This window comes from Emticicia soli (genome assembly GCF_037860775.1).
GTDB lineage: Bacteria > Bacteroidota > Bacteroidia > Cytophagales > Spirosomataceae > Emticicia > Emticicia soli.
The window spans coordinates 163400-181990 of the sequence record NZ_JBBEWC010000008.1; the positions used below are offsets into that span (position 1 = coordinate 163400).

The 18591-nt window shown below is 40.7% G+C and carries 12 protein-coding genes; 10 read left to right on the forward strand and 2 right to left on the reverse strand.

The window, feature by feature from the left end; all coding sequences use genetic code 11:
- Positions 1-56: 56 nt before the first annotated feature.
- The gene (locus WAE64_RS14460) at positions 57-806 is read right to left on the reverse strand and encodes a ThuA domain-containing protein (protein ID WP_340237606.1); all 750 of its coding nucleotides are present in this window, start codon (positions 804-806) and stop codon (positions 57-59) included.
- Between the two features lie 278 nt (positions 807-1084).
- Here WAE64_RS14460 and WAE64_RS14465 point away from each other — a divergent pair, with 278 nt between their 5' ends.
- The 8 genes from WAE64_RS14465 to WAE64_RS14500 all read left to right on the forward strand — a co-directional run bounded on the left by WAE64_RS14465 (position 1085) and on the right by WAE64_RS14500 (position 14848).
- Complete coding sequence (locus WAE64_RS14465; protein ID WP_340237607.1) at positions 1085-2086, forward strand: YitT family protein; 1002 nt, start codon at positions 1085-1087, stop codon at positions 2084-2086.
- A gap of 436 nt (positions 2087-2522) precedes the next feature.
- Positions 2523-3035 carry a gamma carbonic anhydrase family protein gene (locus tag WAE64_RS14470; RefSeq protein WP_340237609.1) on the forward strand — a complete coding sequence of 171 codons (513 nt, stop codon included), beginning with the start codon at positions 2523-2525 and terminating at the stop codon, positions 3033-3035.
- Between the two features lie 133 nt (positions 3036-3168).
- The gene (locus WAE64_RS14475; protein ID WP_340237611.1) at positions 3169-3744 is read left to right on the forward strand and encodes an RNA polymerase sigma factor; all 576 of its coding nucleotides are present in this window, start codon (positions 3169-3171) and stop codon (positions 3742-3744) included.
- Positions 3745-4080: 336 nt separating this feature from the next.
- On the forward strand, positions 4081-5112 hold the full coding sequence (locus WAE64_RS14480) for a FecR family protein (protein ID WP_340237613.1): 1032 nt from the start codon (positions 4081-4083) through the stop codon (positions 5110-5112).
- A gap of 490 nt (positions 5113-5602) precedes the next feature.
- Positions 5603-9067, forward strand: a complete 3465-nt coding sequence (locus WAE64_RS14485; protein WP_340237615.1) for a SusC/RagA family TonB-linked outer membrane protein — start codon at positions 5603-5605, stop codon at positions 9065-9067.
- Positions 9068-9106: 39 nt separating this feature from the next.
- Entirely contained in the window at positions 9107-10726 is a 1620-nt protein-coding gene (locus tag WAE64_RS14490) for a RagB/SusD family nutrient uptake outer membrane protein (protein WP_340237617.1), read from the forward strand.
- Between the two features lie 281 nt (positions 10727-11007).
- A complete protein-coding gene (locus WAE64_RS14495) occupies positions 11008-12888 on the forward strand; it encodes a heparinase II/III domain-containing protein (RefSeq protein ID WP_340237619.1) in 1881 nt (626 codons plus the stop codon).
- 25 nt (positions 12889-12913) lie between these two features.
- Positions 12914-14848, forward strand: coding sequence for a heparinase II/III domain-containing protein (locus tag WAE64_RS14500; protein WP_340237621.1), 1935 nt, complete (start codon positions 12914-12916; stop codon positions 14846-14848).
- Between the two features lie 117 nt (positions 14849-14965).
- Here WAE64_RS14500 and WAE64_RS14505 read toward each other — a convergent pair whose 3' ends face one another.
- Positions 14966-16123: an MFS transporter gene (locus tag WAE64_RS14505; RefSeq protein WP_340237623.1), complete on the reverse strand. Its 1158-nt coding sequence runs from the start codon at positions 16121-16123 to the stop codon at positions 14966-14968.
- 627 nt (positions 16124-16750) lie between these two features.
- On the opposite strand from WAE64_RS14505, the gene WAE64_RS14510 reads away from it, so the two are divergent.
- Both WAE64_RS14510 and WAE64_RS14515 read left to right on the forward strand, forming a co-directional pair.
- Positions 16751-17308 (forward strand): RNA polymerase sigma factor, encoded by a 558-nt coding sequence (locus WAE64_RS14510; RefSeq protein WP_340237625.1) that lies wholly within the window; start codon positions 16751-16753, stop codon positions 17306-17308.
- Positions 17309-17356: 48 nt separating this feature from the next.
- On the forward strand, positions 17357-18388 hold the full coding sequence (locus tag WAE64_RS14515) for a FecR family protein (protein ID WP_340237626.1): 1032 nt from the start codon (positions 17357-17359) through the stop codon (positions 18386-18388).
- Positions 18389-18591 lie beyond the last annotated feature (203 nt).

Sequence of the window (18591 nt, forward strand, 5' to 3'; positions counted from 1 at the left end):
TTTTATTGTGAAAATATAGGCAGTCCACAATTGACTCAAGAAAATCAAAGCCAGATTTATTTACGAGCCGCCCAGAAAATAGCATTCCGAAACAGAGTAGTATAAGCGGCATTATCAAACAATTCCGGCGAATGCCCCATGAAAATATACACATTCCGGGCTTTCATTTTTTCATTAGTCCACACCACGGGGTGGTCGCCCATTTTTATTTTAGTATCAGGCGTGTAGGTGTTTTCGTCGACGCTTGCCAGTACTTTTACATTAGGTCTTGGGCTTTTATTATAGGTGTACCACTCTTCTTTATTTACTTTGAATACTGGCGGCACACCCTTCATAATCGGGTGCTGCTTGTCTTCTACATTTACCGAGGCAGCTACAAAAGTGGCAATATAATTGGTGTATCTGATACCTCCCATAAAATCAGAAAACCACTGCCATATCGGAAAACCATCAAACTCGCCCAATAGAGTGGCATGATGAAAACCTATCCAGCCGCCTTTACCCTGCTCAATATACTTGATAAAGGCTTGTGATGCTTTTTCTTTCCAGCCATAGGGTGGGTAATCAAGCTGAATAAAAAGCTGATATTTGTTGAGCATGGCTTCGCTAAGAGTATCGGTGTTGTGTATATAGTCAATGGCAAAACTGCTATCAGAGGCTAGCTGATTCAGCCATATTTTAGCCCGGGTTGAATACTGAATATGATGCCCACCGCTCTCGGCAATAGCTAATACCCTGAACTTGGATTGTGCAAAAATGCTCGTGCATATGATTGTGAAGAGGTAGGTTAGGAGAGTGGTTTTCATTGATTTTTTGTTTAATTTAGGGCTGTAATATTACGCCTGAATGCGGTCTGATTGAGACTTATAGCACAAGTACCAATAGCCACAAATAACCCGTAATAGAAGATATAAAAAAACACAATTTTAACAGACTTTTGTTTGGTTTTTTGCTTGAAAAACCTTATTTTATACCAGAATACAGGGTTTGTTTGGCAATTTTTAAGGAATTATTAATTGCCAAATTCTCGGAAAAATTCTTGAAAAATAGTATTTTCGCTTTTACCCACAAATTATAAAACTATATGCGAAAAGAAAAAGAAAACATTTTCCTACGACTTCCTAAAATTGTTCTCAACTTACTACTTAGTCTATTTGTTGAAGTAGACGATAAAAACAGCGACCGCTCTAAGTACCAACACGCCAAAGAAATACGTGAAGCCAAAGTTACAATAAAACGGCTTTTCAAAGATTTTTTCTTAATATCTTTTGGGGTTCTGTCTGCCGGTTTTGGTTTAGACGGATTTCTGTTACCCAATGATTTTATTGATGGAGGGGCCGTTGGTATCTCGCTACTCATCAGAGCCGTAACAGGCTTCCCGCTTTCAGTTATATTGATTATTGTTAATATCCCTTTCATTCTACTGGGTTTTCGCATTGTAAGTAAAGAATTTGCCATTAAAACTGCCATCGGTATTGTAGCCTTGTCGTTAGCGGTTGCCATAGTGCCATATCCTGAAATTACACACGACAAATTGCTTACCTCTGTATTTGGTGGTTTTTTCCTTGGGTTAGGTATAGGTATGGCCATGAGAGGCGGTGGCGTAATTGATGGTACAGAGGTACTGGCCATTACACTAAGCCGTAGAACAAGCCTTACCATTGGTGACGTGATTTTGCTTATCAACGTGATTATATTCTCGGTAGCAGCTTATGTATTGTCTATCGAAACAGCACTTTACTCAATGCTTACATACCTTGCTGCCTCAAAAACTGTCGATTTTGTGATTGAGGGTATCGAAGAATACACCGGCGTTACGATTGTGTCGCTCAAGCCTATGGAAATCAAGAAAATGATAATTGAAGAAATGGGCCGAGGGGTAACCGTTTACAAAGGCGAAAGAGGCTTTGGAAAAACAGGTTATACCGAGGGCGAAGTAAAAATTGTTTATACGGTTATCACACGTTTGGAGGTCAGCAAACTTAATCTTGAGATTGAAAAGATTGACCCCAATGCCTTTGTAATCATGACCAGCATAAAAGATACCAAAGGGGGTATGATTAAGAAACGCTCAGTGCCACATTAAGATAATGAGAGTTTAGCTGATAAGAGCCTGCTCAGATTTTGTTTTTCATGCTTGAAAGATAATGTTTGAGCAGGCTTTTGTTGTTCTGATTGGTTTTCACCGAATGATTAGCATTCAAGAAATAAACGTTCTTTAATTTTTTAGAATATGATTTTCCAAGGTGTGCAAAGTAGAAACAGGGCAATGCGGGGACGCCTAGTTCCTGTCTCTACAAAACCATGCATTCCAGATAACGTTTATTTTATGAAACATAATCATGTCTAAAAAACAAAGGCGACCACTGCGTGGAATATATACTAGTGTAATGCGCGGACTTAAGTCCGCTACTAAAATAAACAACCTTTGTTAAATTAGGCGGCGAATTCATTCGCCGATACTCAAATTTCCTTATTTTTGCCCCAGTTAAATTCAAGCACCAAATCCATAATCAATACACATGGCTCTGATATTACCTGTTAAAGGAATTAGCCCTACCTTGGGCGATAATTGTTGGCTTGCACCCAATTCCACCGTTGTTGGCGATGTAACAATGGGCAAAGATTGTACAGTCTGGTTTAACGCCGTTGTACGTGGCGATGTAAACGCAATTATTATGGGCGATAGGGTGAATATTCAGGATGGAGCCGTGATACACTGCACCTACCAGAAAACCAAAACAACCATTGGTAATAATGTGAGTATAGCGCACAATGCCATTGTACACGGTTGCACTATTGAAGACAAGGTTTTGGTAGGCATGGGCGCAATTATTATGGATGGTGCCCATATCGGTACAGGCTCTATTATTGCTGCCGGAGCTATTATTACGCAGAACACTGTTGTGCCGCCCAACTCTATTTATGCCGGAAACCCGGCCAAATTTCTGAAAAGTGTAACGCCCGAGCTAGAAGAAGTATTTATGCGCACAGCTAATAATTATGTAATGTATGCCGGTTGGTTTAAGGAATAATTGGCTTAATAGGTTGACTGTGCAAATTTTGACCTAAAATGATACAAAACTGGTGAGATTTGATAAACTCGCCTGTTTTTGTCCTATTTTTTTTAAAATAGACTATATTTGCATCTAAAAAACAGCTCAAATTGTGGAGTACGCAAGTTTAGGAGACGACATATTAGTGAAACTAATGAGTTTGGGTGACAAAGAGGCTTTTGGTGAAATTTACCGCCGATACTGGCGTAAACTTTTCCAGAAGGCTCAGCGAAAAGTCTATTCGAAAGAAATAGTTGAAGAACTGGTGCAAGACCTATTTGTGAGCCTTTGGGAAAAGCGTGCCTCCCAGAAAATACAAACCTTAGAGCCTTATTTGTTTACTGCCCTTAAGTACCAGATTATTACGCATATCAAGAAACAGGTACTTGAAGAAAAATTTGTTGCCTACACTACTACCGAGACCGACGAAGAAGAAAACAGCCTTGAAGAACACATTGCCTTTGCCGATTTGAGCCATTCTATCGAGCAGGCTATCGGGCAATTACCCGAAAAAACGCAGCATATTTTCCGCCTCAACCGCCTTGAAGGCAAAAGCACCAAAGAAATCGTTGAGATACTCAACATTCCTGAGCGTACTGTCGAATACCACATTTCCCAATCTCTCCGCTTCATGCGTGAGCACCTGAAAGAATTTCTTACGTGGGCTTTGCTTGTATTTTTAAGATAAGTAATTGTCGAATTTCGACGGTCCGTCGCACGGTGCAGAATGTCGAATTGCCCTATGTGCTATCCTAGAAATGCAATCTGATTGTACATCTTGTATATATGGTGGCTAATTGTTTGTTGCCTAAAACATAATGCTAGACAAACAACGTAGTCGACCTGCGTTTCCAATTCGACAATCTGCAATCGAAATTTGACAATCCTCTACCTTTGCACTTTTCAAAGAACTTTTTATAAAAAGCCCTCTTTTTTGGTAATATTCAAAGAAATTACAAAACTATTTGCGGTTTTTTACGGCTTTAGCAGACATAGTATATAAAGACAAGAAAAACACTATCTGATGAAAAGCCGTAAAGCATTTGGTAAACTTCTCCAAAAATACCTGGAAGGGAAATGTAGCGAGTCGGAAAGGCAGTTGGTTGAGCAGTGGTACGAACTGATTGACGAAGCCCCAAGACAAGACTACACCGAAAAGGAATGGGAAGCGCTCGAATATAAATTATGGCGCAAAATAGAGAGTGAGTCTTTTGAAACAGCCGACGAATCTATTGAATCTTCAAAACTTGGTTTTTGGCGTACATACCGCACAGGTATTGCTGCATCGGTAGCTCTTTTAATAGGAGCTGGCGTGTGGTGGTATCTGGGCAATCAAGACACAAATCCTGCTACTATAGCTACACAACCAACACAAAGCGAAATCGCTATCCAGGACAACACGTCTTCTAAACCTATCAAAATAGATTTGGAAGACGGAAGTACCGTAACACTGAGTCCACACAGCCAACTTCAATACCCCAACCATTTTGCTGCGAACAAAAGAGAGGTTCAACTCAGAGGCGAAGCCCTATTTGAAGTGAGTAAAGACCCCGAAAAACCATTTTATGTAATCACCAACGAAGTAGTTACCAAAGTATTAGGCACCAGTTTTTATGTGCGCTCTGTTGATGCCACAAAAAAAATAGAAGTAGAAGTTATAACAGGTAAAGTATCAGTCTATGAAAAAGAGAAAGTAAATAATGAAAACCCCGGTGTAGTACTTACACCGAATCATAAAGTTACTTTTTTTACTGTTGAAAAACATTTCATAACCGGACTAGTCGAAAAACCATTACCACAGATTAAATCAATAAGCAAAAAACCTGAGACCTTTGAGTTTGACGATGCACCTATCGGAGAAGTTTTAAACAAATTAGAAAGAGTGTACGGAATTGATATTGAACTCGAAAACGACAAACTAAGTACTTGTCCGCTTACGGCAGATATTACACAACAACCGCTTTACACCAAGCTAGATATTATATGTGCAACCATTAATGGCAAGTATGAAGTAAAAGGAACAACGATTCTGATTAGTGGGAAAGGATGTGAGTAATAACAGTAGCATTTTTTAAAGAGCATCTATTCAACCTTAATAAACTAACCATCTGTTCAACCTACGGGAGTATGTTTAAATTTCCTAACCAGCTATGCAACTTACTCCCGATTTTACCAAGCATTTATTCAACCATAACCATATACCAAGAGTACTTATTCAACCATAGCCAATTTATAAACAACGAGCGTATTTATTCAACCTTAACCAAATTTACAAAAACAGCGGGCATCTATTCAACCCCATACTAATTTATTTAGCGGCAAGCATCTATTTAACCTTAATAAATATATAAAACAGCCAAGCCTCTATTCAACGCTAACCCAATTGTATGTGTATGATTAAAAAATAGCTATTTCTTTAACGTAAACAAAAAAAGCTGACAATGGTACCAGCATTGTCAGCCCTACATGCCCCGAATATTTTCACTTATAGTGAAAACAGGGCTTCTTTTGTCAAATTCTTACCTCCAACAAAATTGTTCAAATGTATGAAAAAAAGATTACAAACAAGTAAAATCTTGCTACTTGCTATGAAAATTTCTGCTGTTCAGCTTGTATTGGCAATGATTTTCGCTGGTGTTTCGTATGCTTATGATTCAAAAGCCCAGGAGTTTTTGAACAAATCCGTTTCATTAAAAGCCGAAAATCAAAGTCTGAGAATGGTGTTGGGTATGATAGAAGAGCAGACAGATGTAAAATTTGTGTACAGCTCAAAAGCCATTCATGCCAATCGCAAAGTAAGCTTTATTGCTTCTGAACGAAAACTCTCTGATGTACTCGAAACATTATTAAAACCAATGCAGGTAAATTACCGTGTAATTGGTGGGCAGATTATTCTTAACTGGAATGAAGCTAATCAGCCTTTATTAGAAGATATTGAAGCTGCTGCTATGGAAGAAGACCAACAAACAGCAGCCGTGGTTGATAAACCCATAAAAGGACGAGTAACCGACAAAGACGGCGGCGATGGCCTGCCGGGTGTGAGTATTACCATAAAAGGTACAACCCGTGGCGTAACTACCGACGCACAAGGGAATTATAACATCAGCGTGCCTAACGATAAATCGGTACTTGTATTCAGCTTTTTGGGTTACGAAAAACAAGAAATACCTGTGGGTAGCCGCTCAACTATTAATGTGGTGCTGGGGTCTGACATGCAGTCGCTTGAAGAGGTTGTGGTAGTTGGATATGGTACTCAGAAAAAAGCTAACATGACAGGCGCAGTATCAAGCATTGATGCAGCGGCCATAGAAAACCGCCCTGCAAGTAACTTGGCTACTGCTATGCAAGGCATGAGTCCGGGGCTCATTATTACACGTACAAGCGGCCAACCGGGTGCTGAAGACATAGGTATTCAGATTCGTGGGGCTACTACGGCCAATGGTTCGGTAAGCCCATTGGTAGTGTTAGACGGGGTAGCTGTGCCAAGCAATACACTACAAACCATGAACCCGAACGACGTTGAGAGCATCAGCGTATTGAAAGATGCGGCTGCAGCAGCTATCTATGGTGCACAAGCAGCAGGTGGTGTTATTTTGGTTACAACCAAAAAAGGGAAAGCAGGCAAAGTAACTTTCGATTATCTGGCACAACAAGGTACCGACTGGTCTATAAACGTACCCGAAAGAATGACATTGCTCGAAGAAGCCGAGTTTGCTAACCTTGCCCGTAAAAACTCGGGTAGTGGGCCTGAGTATTCGGCTGATGATATTCAACGCATAAAAGATGGTATTCCTTACGTGATTAACCCTGTTGATACGAGTAACTACCTTTTTTATAACCAAGTACCACTGGCCGACCAGCTTTTAAGAAAATATTCATCGATGCGTACCCACAACCTTACTGTAAGAGGTGGAACAGATAAGCTAAACTTTTTGCTTTCGGGTGGCTATTATGGTAAAAGTGGGGTTTTCAAAGTAGGGCCTGATGGCTATAACCGTTACAACCTTCGCTTGAATCTGGGAGCGCAACTGAACCGATATTTCTCGATTGACACACGTCTGTCTTATACCAACGATAAAACAGAAGCATCATCAGCAGGTCTGAACGGTCAAGGGTTGATTTATCAGATTTACCGTTTACGTACACGCACCCCATTCTTTACGCCTGAGGGCCGCTACAATGGTGCAGGCTCTGCTGCTACGGCTTATGCATCGTTAGAGTCTGGCGGATACAACAATTATCGTCGCAATTATTTCGATGGTGTATTTACCCTGAAAGCAGCCGAACTAGTGAAAGGGCTTACGTTGAGGGCTGTTTTAGGTACACAATACCGCCGTGGTGATAGAGAAGTATTTGCCCGTACTGTGCCACTTTGGGGTAAATCAAAAATATTGAGCTACCTCAACCAGATAAATTCTTACCAGCTCACCAATCAGCTCACAACCAACTACAACTTACAGTTTTTAGCTAACTACGACAAAAAAATAGGTAAACATAACCTCGGCTTGTTTGCAGGGTATCAGTGGGAAGATTTCCGCTTTGCTGAATATGCTACTGGTGCAACCAACCTTGTTAGTAACGACCTGCCAACGCTTAATTTAGGAGACGACAGAACCAAAACCAATAGCCAGAACATCTATGCTTATGCGTTTCAGTCGGTATTTGGTAGAGTAAATTATAACTTTAACGACCGTTACTTGCTAGAAGGTACTTTACGTTCTGACGAAAGCTCAAGACTAGCACCGGGGTATCGTGTAAAAGTATTTCCATCAGCATCAGCAGGTTGGAATATTCACCGTGAATCATGGTTCTCCGACCGCTTGAAATTCGTTTCTGAACTAAAAGTAAGAGCTTCATGGGGGCGTTTAGGTGGTGCATTGGGTAGTACTTTAGGCTATTACGATTACCTGAACCAACTCAATAGAAGTGCAGGCCTTGTTTTGGGCGACACTCGTACGTCTTATATTTTTCAGGGTGCAATTCCATCAGCGCAATTATCGTGGGAAACCATCGAGACTTCAAACATTGGTGCTGACCTAGGTTTCTTGCAAAACAAATTACAGATTAGCGCCGACTATTACGTAAAATATAACCGTAATATGCTTACGCCGCAATTGTTACCGGCTGTAATCGGTATCAGCACACCACGTAAAAATAATGGTGAGCTTAAATCGTGGGGTTGGGAGTTAGAAGCCCGTTATCGTGGCACAATTGGTAGCAATTTCTCTTACAACATTGCCGCTAACTTGTCAGACAACCAGAATAAACTACTGAGCTTCTCGAATCGTAGAGTTATTGGTGCGGGTACCAATGGCATTATTGAGGGTTATCCTTTAAATACTATTTGGGGTTATGAAACAGCAGGTTATTTTACATCGGCCGATGAAGTAAAAGCCTGGGCATTTCAGGATAACCGTACAGGCGCAGGCGATATTAAATATATCGATAAAAACGGTGATGGCCGCCTGACAATCGGCAATGGTAATGTTGATAACCACGGCGACCTCGTGTTGCTAGGTACAACACAACCTCGTTATCTGTTTGGGGTTACACTTGGTTTCCAATGGAAAAACTTCGATTTTACAGCTTTTGTGCAAGGTGTGGGCAAGCGTAATTATCGCCCTACTACCGAAAACATTGCGCCGCTATTGGTTACATGGAAACAAGCTTTGGGTGTACACAGAGATTATTGGACACCAGAAAACCCTGATGCTTTGTACCCACGCCCATTCGTAGGTGCTACACATAACTATGTATCGTCAGATAAATGGGTGCTAAACGCAAGTTATGCACGTTTGAAAAACATTCAGTTGGGTTATACTTTACCTACTAAATGGACATCTAAAATCAATATTTCAAGAGCAAGATTATTCTTCTCGGGGCAAGATATACTCACTATATCAAGTCTGGGTAAATTCAAAGGTCTGTTTGACCCTGAAAGCCGTGACAACGTAGACAACGACTATCCGTTTTTTGCTACGGCCTCAGTGGGTTTAAATCTTTCTTTTTAATCAGAAATATCAGGTTCATTATTTAAAAGTACTTAATACATGAAATCATTCATAAAACATATAACCTTAGGTGTAGCTGTGTTGGTAGGTGTATCAGCTTGTGATGTAAACCGCTTGCCTGAAACAAATATCAGCGATGCAACTTTCTGGCGCTCAGAAGCCGACTTAAAGTCTGCTTCCAATTATCTATACACTTTTTTGCCTGTATTTAACCGTGACGATAATTGGTCTGACGATGCCTTTGGCTTAGCCTCAAACAATGTGAGCGACGGTTCAAGATTAGCTCCATCAACCGACAACGATAATTATAATATTCCTTATAATTTAATTAGAGCGGCCAATAATATTATTGAAAAAGCACCTCGTGCCGAAGCAGCAGGGCAAACAGCTATTGACCGCTATGTGGCTGAGGCTCGTTTTTTCAGAGCATGGGGGTATTTTCTTCTCGTACAGAAATACGGTAGTGTACCTTTAATTCTGAAAACCCTTGACGATGCTTCGCCTGAGTTGTATTCAGCAGCAGCACCTCGTGAAGAAATCTATCAGCAGATTTATCAGGACTTAGATTTTGCTGCAAGCAAGCTACCTACTCCCACAACACTTGGAAATGCTGATTATGGCCGAATCTCTAATACTGCTGCGCTGGCGTTTAAAGCAAGAGTAGCTCTTTTTGAAGGTACTCGTGCAAAATTCCACAATTATGGTACACCAAACTCGCACCTCACTTTGGCAGTAGCAGCCGCTAAAGCAGTAATAGATAGCAAGCAGCACGATTTATTTGCGAATTATTTCAACCTGTTTCAATATGAGGGCGAAGGCCGCCAGAATCGTGAGAATATCATTGTTCGGCAATATGGTGTTTCGGCAACTGAGCGTGTGTCTACACATGCCTATTACAGAAGCACCCTGGAAAATGGTAACCTTAGCCCAACCAAAAGCCTGGCCGATTCTTACCTGATGACCGACGGTTTGCCAACTTCTAAATCGCCTTTGTATAAAACACCTGTTGTATCGCTTGATGTTTTTGCTAACCGTGACGAGCGTATGGGCGCAACCATCATGAAGAGAGGTGATGCCTACATGGGTACTAAACTTATTTTTGATGTTGCTCCGTTGGTATTCAACAAAACCGGTTTTACTTTCCGTAAATACTCAAATGTAGATGATTGGGTTACACAAAACTCAACAATGGACCGGGTCGTTTTACGTTATGCTGAAGTATTGCTGACTTATGCAGAGGCTAAATTTGAATTAGAAGGCCAGATTAGCGATGCAGATTTGGATATTTCAGTTAACTTGTTGCGCAACAGAGCAAAAGTTGCCACTTTAAGCAATGCATTTGTAGCTACAAATGGTTTAGATATGCGTGAAGAGCTACGCCGTGAACGCCGTGTTGAACTAGCGCAAGAAGGCTTCCGTTATTGGGACCTCATCCGTTGGAAAACCGCTGAAACAGAACTGCCAAAGCCTGTTTTAGGTAACTATTTCTTCCGTGACGAATTCGGTACTTCGGTAACTGTAAACCTTACACCACAAAATTATATTTTAGTGCAAGATGTTAGCTTCCGTAAGTTCGATGCCGAGAGAGATTACCTATGGCCTATACCAATCAATGAAATATCGTTGAACTCAAATCTGAAGCAAAACCCTAAGTGGTAATATATAGTAAGAAAGTGTTTTAAAAGTAGAAGTAGATAAATTTTAGTTGTTAATTAAAGGAAACCCCAAACCTTATACAGGTAATCCTGCCTCCCTTCCCCACAGTTGGGGCGACCCGCGTAGGGAAGGGTCGGGGATGGGGTCTTTTTAAGAAGCCTTCTTTCTTCAAATCTCATTGTTTTTTTTAGGCAGAGACGACATGCTGGCGTCTCTACCTAAATAGTACAATTTTAATAGCTCGCCACACAACCCTTATAAAATCAACCTAACAACCTAAGCTAATGAAAAAACGATACCTGATATACTGCACAGTACTGCTTATGGCAGTTGCTACAAGCGTTTCGGCACAACTGAATCATTTAAAAGAAGATACAAAAATGCCTGAACACCCTCGTATTCTGCTTTTGCAGGGCGAAGAAAAAGCTATCCTCAAAAATATTGCCGCAGACCAGAACTGGGCAAAAATCCATCAGGTTATTATTAACGAAAGTGATGCCTTACTCAATCAACCAACCTTAGAACGCATTCAGATTGGGCGCCGGCTCTTAGATAAATCAAGAGAGTGCCTGCGCCGGGTGTTTTATCTATCGTATGCCTACCGCACTACCAACAACAAAAAATATCTTGCCCGTGCCGAACAAGAATTACTCAAAGTAGCAGAGTTTAGTGACTGGAACCCGAGCCACTTTTTAGATGTAGCCGAAATGACAATGGGCGTAGCCATTGGTTACGACTGGCTCTATCATGACTTACCACAATCTTCGAAAGACATTATCAGAGAAGCCATTCTGAAAAAAGGCATTGAGCCTTCGCTTGAAAGCAAAAATAACTATTGGCTCAAAAACTCAAACAACTGGAATCAGGTATGCAATGCAGGCATGAGCTACGGCGCAATGGCTATTTTTGAAGACAACCCAACTTTAGCCACACAAATCATAGACAGAGCCATCAGTACCATTAAAATACCAATGGGCGACTACAAACCCGAAGGCGCATACCCCGAAGGTTATAGTTACTGGGGCTATGGTACGAGTTTCAACGTAATGTTTCTGAGTGCTATTCAGAAAGTACTAAACAGCGATTTTGGCTTATCAGAAGCACCGGGATTTCTGAAAACTGCCGGATATTTTCAGAACATGATTGGCACATCGGGCAAAAATTTCAATTATGCCGATGCAGGCAATGGTGCAAGCCTTAGTCCTGCAATGTTTTGGTTTGCCAGCCACAACAAAGACAACAGTCTTTTGTACATTGAGAAAAATTACCTGAAAGAAGGCCCAAAATCAATGGAACGCAATCGCTTGTTGCCTGCAGCCATGATTTGGGGCAAAGATTTATCGCTCGACAACGCCAGTGCGCCAAAGCAATTGCAATGGGTAGGGCAGGGCAAAAATCCGGTAGCAATGATGCGCACATCATGGACCGACCCTAACGCTATTTATTTGGGTTTCAAGGCAGGTTCACCATCGGTTAGCCACGGGCACATGGATATAGGCTCTTTTGTGATGGATGCTAACGGCGAGCGATGGTCGATGGATTTTGGTATGCAGGAATACGAATCGCTGGAATCGAAAGGCATAAAACTATGGGGCATGACCCAGAACTCTGAACGTTGGCAGATATTCCGCTATAATAACCTGGCACATAGCACTTTGAGTTTTGATAAGGAGCTGCAACGTGTAGATGGCTATGCAGTTATTGAACAATGGAGCAGCAAACCTAATTTCCTGAATGCCACCAGCGACATGAGCGCCATCTACAAAGGCAAAGCTAAAAGTGCCACTAGGGGAGTAGCCATTGTAGATAAAAAATACGTTGCCATAAAAGACGAAATAATAAGCGCCGATGCCCCAACAACGGTTCGTTGGGCTATGCTTACCCCAGCCGAAGTAAAAATAGAAGAAAATGGCACGGCTACACTCAGCCAGAATGGTAAAAAACTGCAATTAAAAGTAGTAGAACCAGCCAATGCATCCATAAAAACATGGTCAACCGAGCCACCGCACGAGTACGATGCGGCAAATCCGGGCACAACGTTGGTTGGGTTTGAGGTGGCAATTCCGGCCAATGCTAAAAGTAACCTGACGGTTTTATTGATTCCTGAAGGAACTAAAACCATAACTATAAAGTCGATTCCGGCATTGAAAGAGTGGAACAAATAACAAAATCATTTAACCCTGATTCATTATGAAAAGACTCCTCACAGTTTTATTAATAAGTGTAAGCGTGCTTTGTCAGGCGCAAGTAACACCACGTAACATATTTGCTACTAAGTTTTCAGCAGACAGCTTTAAGTCGGCTATTATTCCTAAAAGCCAATGGAAACCATACCCAAAAACACCCGATGAGTGGAGAATCGCTCTACCTGATAGTATTATTCAAAGTATCATAAAAACGGGCGAAGAAACTGCAAAAAAAGAAATGCCTCAGTTATCGGCAACAATTCTGATGGACTACGTGCGCTCTGGAGACAGGGAACGGCATTCTAAAATATCTTATGCACGCCGTATAAACCTGATGGACTTGGTATTGGCTGAATCGATGGAAGGTAAAGGACGCTTTACCGAAGATATTATGAATTATGTATGGGCTATTTGTGAAGAAACATATTGGGGAGTTCCGGCTCACCTGGGCGTACAAAAAGCAAAAAGCGGCCTACCCGATGCCGAAGACCCAACAGTTGATTTGTTTGCTGCCGAAACTGCATCGGTACTAGGCTTAACCGACTATTTTGTAGGCGAAAAATTAGATAAGATATCGCCACTTGTGCGTAAAAGAATTTATTTCGAAACCAACCGCAAGATTTTTGAACCAATCAAAGAAGTAAACCGCTATGGTTATTTGAGTAAGACAACACAGGTAAATAACTGGAATCCGTGGATAGTTTCGAACTTGTTGATAGCTGATTTATTTCTGGAGACTGACGAGAGCAAAAGAGCAAGCAATGCTTATACCTATTCTACATTAATGGATGCTTACCTGAATAGCCTTGGCGATGATGGCGGTTGCGACGAAGGCCCAAGCTATTGGTTTGCCGCAGGTGCTTGTGTGTTCGACGCCCTCGAAACGCTCTCTAGTGCTTCAAACGGGAAAATTGATATTTATGAGCAACCCATAGTAAAAAACATGGCAGCTTATATTTATAAAACCCACATTGCCGACGATTACTTTGTAAACTTTGCCGATGCCGACCCAAAACTTCGTCCTGATGGTTTAATGCTATACCGCTTCGGAAAAGCATTGAATGATGATGCCCTTACGCAATTCGGTTTGTGGGCTTTTGAGAGATTCCCTACCACGGCCTCATCAAATGGCAGTTTCCATCGTATGCGCCGCCTTGCTAATCTTCTGACTGTGAAACAAATGCCACAGATAAAACATAATTATGTGCCAAGCACCGATGCATGGTTTAACGATACACAAGTGCTTACAACCCGTGCTTCAAATGGCTTTTATCTGGCTACGCACGCAGGCCACAATGCCGAAAGCCACAACCATAACGATGTTGGCGATTTTCTTTTATATGCCAACGGTGAGCCTGTGATTATTGATGCCGGCAGAGGCAATTATACAGCCCGCACTTTTTCGTCAAGACGTTACGAACTTTGGTTTACACAATCGCAATACCACAATCTGCCTATCGTAAACGGTAAAGGCCAATTGGCTGGCCGCCATTTTGAAGGTGCAAACGTGCAAAGCACCATCAACAAAAAAGAAGCTTCTCTAAGCATGAATATTGCCCCTGCTTACGACAAAGAAGCGGGTATTCAGACCTGGAATAGAACAGTAAAACTCAACAAAAATAAAAACCGAATTGAAATTGCCGACGATTATACTTTAAACCAAACACCGACCTCTTTGGAGCAGGTCTTTATGACTGTCTGTGATATAGATACAGCTACACCGGGCAAAATCGTATTGACCACTCCAAAGAACCAAAAGGTAATGGTATTGTATAATGATAAAAACTGGACAGTTTCAACCGACCTGCCCTCAACCGAAGGCATGGAGTACAAAAGCTTTAAAACCAAATGGGATAACCGCCCTGTGCGCCGTATTATACTAAGTAGCAAAAACCTTCAGAAAGAAGGTAAGAATATCTTTACGATAGCAATGAATTGAAAACTTGTCTTGAGCTGTGATTTACCTGATTAAACTGATTGTTATGATTTTGAACAGACAACAATTCATTTTTTTTCAGGTAAATCAAAGTTCAGACAATAATCAAAGACTAAAAAATCATTTATCCTTAAAAGTAAAAGCAACAATTACCAGCAATACACTTACACCTCCTAAAGCTAAGGGTAATGAGGTAAGCTCTGCAATAAAGCCAAGTGCTGCAGGGCCTGCCAATTGCCCAATATAACCGAGCGTTGTTACACCCGCAATAGCTACACTAGGCGATGTATCAGGTAAATCTCCGGCGGCACTAAAAAACACAGGAACAATATTGGCACAGCCAATACCTACCAGCACAAAGCCAAACACCGTAATTGCACCAATCGGAATACTAATAGCTATTATGATACCAATAGCAGCTATAATACCACCATAAAGCACTACTTTTTTAGGATTGAAGTGATGAATAAGTTTATCGCCCGACATACGCATAATTGCCATCGCTACCGAAAAAGCAGCAAAGCCTACACCCGATATACTCTCATTAAAATTGCGATAAAATTGCAGAAATACTGCGCTCCAGTCGAGAATTGCTCCCTCGGCCAGAAACGCAACAAAGCACATTAAACCTAGCACAAGTACTCTGCCCTTCGGAATAGTGAGCGTGGCGGCCTCAACCGTTTTTTCTTCTGAGCGAGGCAGTAAGCTGCTATATTGGCTCACAGCAATAAACACCAACAAGCCTGATATAACAACTATTGCAAGGGTAGAAGATAAGCCCAAACCCAACAGAAAACCCAAACCTAATGAGCCAATAAGCCCCCCAACGCTAAACAAACCATGAAACGACGACATGATGTACTTACCCGTGCGCTCTTGTATTACCACAGCCTGCGCATTCATTGATACATCAATAGCGCCAATAGCTACGCCAAACAAGTATAACGATACCGCCAGCGCAAGGCTGGTGCTGGCAAATAATAACAAGGGCAATACGGCCGCAATCATTAATGCCGACAGAAGCATGATAAGCCTGCTGCCAAACCTGTTAATGAGTGAGCCCGTAAAGGGCATAATGGTCATGGCACCTGCGCCAAGGCACAAGAGTATCAAACCGAGTTCGGCTTCGTTGAGGTTGAGTCTGATTTTAGCCAACGGAACCATTGGCACCCATGTGGCCAAACCAAGCCCACAAACCAGAAAAAGTGCTTGAGTAGCAAAACGGGCCTTGCTTAATTGTTTCTGAGGAGTTGTGTCTGTTGGTAGAGGAAGATCCATCTAAATAATAAGTATGATTAAAGTATTTATTAAAAATATTATAAAAGAGATTTCGCCGAATTAGTTCACGCTCAAATGCCCTCAGGGTGTATATTTTAAAAAAAATTAATAATTAATTTCAATCTTCTAAGAATATTCCCCAAATTTACATAGATATTTGAGCACCTTACGAACCTCATCTAGTAATTTTTTATAAAACCATAGTAGCAATTTGGGCAAAACAATTGTATGTTTTTGCATACTGCGGTCCTGCTCTTTGGCTTTCCCAAAAAGTCATCATAAGCACAGAAGTAGTCTTTTTGAAAAATCCACAATAGTCAGAAGATTATTTTAACCTAACCTCGATTGAATAGGATTATACAAAGAAATTTCAAATTTCTTAAAAAATGTTAAATTCTATTGAGAAGAGGCCTAAGAAAAGTTAACTATTTGATTTCTAGCAAATAGACATTTGTATAAGCCTTAATTTCATGATTTTTTTCTATCAGAAATTTAGGAATGGAGAAATCTGCTAAACCGTTTTTGTTTGTATTTTTTAAAGAATATTTGAAATGATTTAGGGATTTTGCCGAGTTAATTGACTATAACTATTAAGAATTCATACGTTTGAAAACTGACCTACCCGTAATGAAGTACCAAAAACTTAGTGATGAAGAATTGGTTGATTTCTTAAAGAGCGATAATGAAACGGCTTTTGAAGAAATATATAATAGGTATTGGTACAAATTGTTTGGCGTTGCTTATCATGAAATAGGTACAAAGGAAGAGGCCGAGGAGTTAGTACACGATTTGTTTGAGAGCCTTTGGAACCGTCGCCAGAGTAGTGTTATAAGACATTTGAGCTCTTACCTGGTGGTGTCAATCAAACACCTGTCCACCAACTACATTAAGTCGCAAATTACACAGAGAAAGTTTCAGGAGTACCTGATTTTCAATCAGATACAACAATCATATTCAACAGACGAAATCGTTCATTTTACTGACTTATCAAAAGCAGTAGAAGAAGCTATGAAGAAGTTGCCCGAAAAAAGTTGTGAAATATTCAAACTAAGTCGTTTTGAAAACCAGTCGGTACGAGACATTGCCCACAGAATGAACCTATCAGAAAAGGCAGTAGAATACCATCTGACCAAAACCCTTAAGGTTTTGAAAGAGCAGCTAAAGGCATATCATAGCGATAATTAATTTTTGTTTTTAAAATTAAAGAATCCGTTATCTACGGAGCCCAGGTCTATGAACCAGCACGAATTCGACAAACTTTTAGAAAAATACTTGGCAGGCGAATGTGATTCTGAAGAAGAACAACTGATTTGGGATTGGCAGGAGAATATGCTGAAAAACAGCCAGATTCTCTTGAATTCTGACGAAAAAGAAGCCATTAAAAACCGACTATGGAACAGAATATACAATAACACAATAGGTGGTACATACACATACGAAGAAGACGAAGAAGGAACAAGGAACAGAGGGCTTAAAATTCTGAAATGGGGCATTGCAGCCATGCTTGTTATTGGTTTAGCCAATATTTTTCTGATAATGAAAAATAACGATGCTAAAGCCATAGCCGAGGCCACAGCAGTTACACAAGCAAGCGATATTGAAGTTAAAAATACTTCGGCCACCGATAGTGAAATAAAACTCGAAGATGGCACAGTGGTAACTTTAAAGAAAAACAGTAGTATAAGTTACCCAAAGCACTTTGGCCAAAAAACACGGAATGTGTATTTAAAAGGTGAAGCCTTTTTTAAAGTGAAAAGAAACCCAAATGCACCATTTATAGTACACACGGGCGAGTTGGTAACCGAGGTATTGGGCACAAGTTTCAACGTGAAATCTTATGATAACTCTAAGGCCATTGAGGTGTCGGTTACCTCCGGCAGAGTATCGGTTTATGAAGTGTCAGAAAAATCGCCGGCAAAGAAAAACGGGGTAATACTAACCCCAAATCAAAAGGTGGTTTTTGATAAAAGTTCAAAAAAAATTATGCCTGGTATTGTCGAAAATCCCGTTGTTTTAACGGTTTCGCCTACTAAAATTGACTTTATTTTTGAAGATACGCCTTTGTCTCAGGTATTGCAGAAATTGAAAAATGTATACGGTATCGAGATAATTCTTGAGAACCAGGACCTGAACCATTGCGAACTAACTGCCGACCTGAACGACCTGCCACTAAACACGCAACTTGAATTAATTTGTAGAACAGTTAACGCAAGATACGAGCAAAGAGGCACCAGTTATTTTGTGAGTGGCGAGGGGTGCAAATAAAGAACTTAAAAACGTCTATCTATTCAATCTTAACATACAAGTAAAACAATCACCAAAAAAATCTAAAAGTAATTAATTAACCAAAATGAAAACATGAAACAAAAAAGCCGACAATGTAGTAACACATCATCGGCCTTGAAAGACTCTCAACCGAACGGCAATTCGGTGTAGAGAGTAGAGTTTTTACCTATCTCAAGTATAAA